This window comes from Streptomyces recifensis, assembly GCF_002154615.1.
GTDB lineage: Bacteria > Actinomycetota > Actinomycetes > Streptomycetales > Streptomycetaceae > Streptomyces > Streptomyces griseoluteus.
Map to the genome: position 1 here is coordinate 1 of NZ_MUNH01000879.1, position 2,398 is coordinate 2,398.

The 2,398-nt window shown below is 72.5% G+C and carries 2 protein-coding genes; both read right to left on the minus strand.

Annotated features, from left to right (window positions below; genetic code table 11):
- Window positions 1–16 precede the first annotated feature (16 nt).
- Window positions 17–1,279, minus strand: a complete 1,263-nt coding sequence (locus CCN33_RS30545; RefSeq protein ID WP_208622017.1) for an MFS transporter — start codon at window positions 1,277–1,279, stop codon at window positions 17–19.
- Window position 1,280: 1 nt separating this feature from the next.
- Complete coding sequence (locus CCN33_RS30550) at window positions 1,281–2,168, minus strand: alkaline phosphatase family protein (protein ID WP_086696510.1); 888 nt, start codon at window positions 2,166–2,168, stop codon at window positions 1,281–1,283.
- Window positions 2,169–2,398: the final 230 nt, after the last annotated feature.

Sequence of the window (2,398 nt, forward strand, 5' to 3'; positions counted from 1 at the left end):
GACGGGGACACCGGGGTCAGGCCGGGCTCTCCGGCGCGCGGGGGCGCAGCGCCAGCGCGATCAGGCCGCACAGTGCCAGGACGACGGCCGACCCGGTGAGCGCCGCGCGGTCGCCCCAGGCCGTCCAGGCCGCGCCGAAGGACAGTGAGCAGGTGAAGCGGGCCAGCGCCTGGCCCGTCTGGACCAGGGCGAGGCCGGACGAGCGCAGCTCCGGTGGCACGCTGTCGGCGGCCGCCGCCATCAGTACCCCGTCGGTCGCCGCGTAGAAGGCGCCGTGCAGGAGCAGGACGGCGTACGGCAGGGCGGGGCCGTGCCAGGACGAGAGCAGCAGGCCGTACGCCAGCAGCAGGGCGAGGTGGCCGCCGAGGAACATCCGCCAGCGGCCCACCCGGTCCGCGATCCGGCCCAGCGGGACCGCGAGCAGCAGGAACGCCGCCGCCGTGCCGAGCGGCAGCAGGGCGAACCAGCGGTCCGGCACGCCGAGCCGCCCTTGCAGCAGCAGGTAGACGAACGAGTCGCTGACCGTGGCGAGTCCGAGCAGGAGGGCGCAGACGGTGATGCGCCTGAGGTCCCGGCGGCGCAGGAGGGCGAAGGCGGCGCCCAGGGTCGCACGGGTGGTGCCATGATCGCGGGGAGCGGCCGCGCCTCCCGGTACGAAGAGCACCAGTACCAGGACACCCACCACCGCCACGCAGAAGCTCACGGTGAACACCGCGTCGTAGCCGTCGACCGTGGCCCGCAGGACGAGGAAGGCGGCCAGCGGGCCGAGCAGCGCGCCCGCCGTGTCCATCGCCCGGTGCACACCGAAGGCGCGGCCGCGGGTCTCGGGGGTGCTGGACAGGGAGATCAGCGCGTCGCGCGGGGCGGTGCGCAGACCCTTGCCGGTGCGATCGACGGCCAGCACCAGGCCGATCGGGGTGAGTGTCTGGGCCACCAGCAGCAGGGGCTTGCAGGCCGCCGACAGGGCGTACCCCGCGGCCGCCACCCACTTGTGGCGCCCGCCGCCCCGGTCGGCGAGGTGGCCGCTGGCCAGCCGGACCAGCGCCGAGACGCCGTTGTAGACGCCGTCGAGCAGCCCGAAGCCCAGCGGGGACAGGCCGAGGCCCGCCACCAGGTACAGGGGCAGCACGGCGGTGACCATCTCCGAGGAGACGTCGGTGATCAGGCTGACCGTGCCGAGCGCCAGCACGGTGGGCGCGACCGCGGTGCGGCGCCGCCCGGCCGGGGACCGGACGGCGCTCGCCGCGGACGCCGTCGCGCGGCTGTCCGCTACGTACATGTCACGGAGTCCAGATGCCGGTGATGTCCTTGGCGGAGGCGGCGTTGCCGGCGTGCGGCAGGCCGTGCATGTCCTCCAGCGTGCGCAGCAGGTCGTAGTGGTTGTACGTGGTCGACGAGGTCGAGCCCGCCGTCACGCCCTGCCCGTACAGCACTGTCGGGATGCGGTTGCCGCTGAGCCGGTTGTCCTCGTCGAAGGTGACGACGAGGAGGCTGTTGTGGGTCTTCGCCCACGTCGCGTATGCGCCCAGCTTGTTCTTCAGCCAGGTGTCACCCGTGGAGACCGAGCAGTCGTGCATGTCGCTGCACAGGTCCGGGACGACGAACGAGACCTGGGGGAGCGTCGAGTAGTCCGCCGGGAACTGCGCGAACGTCTTGGCGCTGGACGTCGGTACGTTGCTGAAGCCGAACCACGGGTTGTGCTTGCGCGCGTAGTTGCCGCTGCTGCACGTGGTCGAACCCTGGCTGGGCAGCGTCTCGTTGTAGCTGGCCCACGACTTGCCCGCGCCGATCAGCTCCGAGGCGAGGTTGGGCGCGGAGGAGAAGCCGGGGGTGTAGCAGCTGTCGTCGGTGATGCCCTGGGTGGAGCCGGAGAACAGGGCGAAGTAGTTGGGCTGGCTGGGGTGGGTTTCGGCGTAGGACGCGGTGAGGCTCGCGCCGCCGGTGCGCAGTGAGTTGATGTACGGGGCGCTGGACGAGCCGATCACCTGGCTGTAGGCGTGGTTCTCGAAGACCACGACGACCGTGTGGTCCGGGGTCGGGACGGAGGCCGCGGCCCGGGCGGGCGAGGACCCGCCGAGCCCCGACCACAGCCCGGCCGCGGCGGCGACGACAGCGAGAGCGGACGCCACGGCGGCACGGCCGCGACGCTTGACGTTTCTGCCGGACACTTCTGACCTCCGGGAAGGGAGCGGGGGCGGGGACGGTGCGTCATGAGCATGTACGCGCCAACCCAGCCTTGCCCCACGGCACCCGTCCCGCCAGATGAAAACCAGATGAACGCCGACTCCCCTTCTCGCCCTGGACGCCGACTCCCGCTCTCGCTCCGCTGCCCCTTCAGCGCGCGGCTTCCCGCACGTTTCGGCTCAGCATCGTCGCCCCCAGCAGGGTCAGCGTGTGG

Excerpts from the sequence above, each read along its gene's own strand:
- CCN33_RS30545 (WP_208622017.1), bottom strand. The coding sequence starts at position 1,279 with ATGTACGTAGCGGACAGCCGCGCGACGGCGTCCGCGGCGAGCGCCGTC.